At 44.4% G+C, this 502-nt stretch carries 1 protein-coding gene; it reads right to left on the bottom strand.

The features are described 5' to 3' along the window. The coding region (locus MiSe_RS49790) for a hypothetical protein (RefSeq protein WP_226595033.1) at window positions 1-492 on the bottom strand (492 nt) is incomplete at its 3' end. Window positions 493-502: the final 10 nt, after the last annotated feature.

The raw sequence follows: 502 nt of genomic DNA, 5'->3' as shown, positions 1-502 counted from the left end.
CCGACAAGATTGCGGATCGTTTTTCATAAATTCGGGTAGGGACACGGCGAGCGTACAATTTTCACTTGGACAAAATATTTCTGATGCCGTGTCCCGACAAGATTGCGGATCGTTTTTCATAAATTCGGGTAGGGACACGGCGAGCGTACAATTTTCACTTGGACAAAATATTTCTGATGCCGTGTCCCGACAAGATTGCGGATCGTTTTTCATAAATTCGCGTCGGGACACGGCAATCATCAAATTTTGATGGCTCCAGAATATTTCTGATGCCGTGTCCCGACAAGATTGCGGATCGTTTTTCATAAATTCGGGTAGGGACACGGCGATCGTACAATTTTCACTTGGACAAAATATTTCTGATGCCGTGTCCCGACAAGATTGCGGATCGTTTTTCATAAATTCGGGTAGGGACACGGCAATCATCAAATTTTGATGGCTCCAGAATATTTCTGATGCCGTGTCCCTACAAGATTGCGGATCGTTTTTCATAAATTCGGGT

It is taken from the genome of Microseira wollei NIES-4236 (assembly GCF_020521235.1).
GTDB lineage: Bacteria > Cyanobacteriota > Cyanobacteriia > Cyanobacteriales > Aerosakkonemataceae > Microseira > Microseira wollei.
Note: the sequence above shows the minus strand (reverse complement) of the source record. Positions and strands in the feature narration are given on the sequence as shown.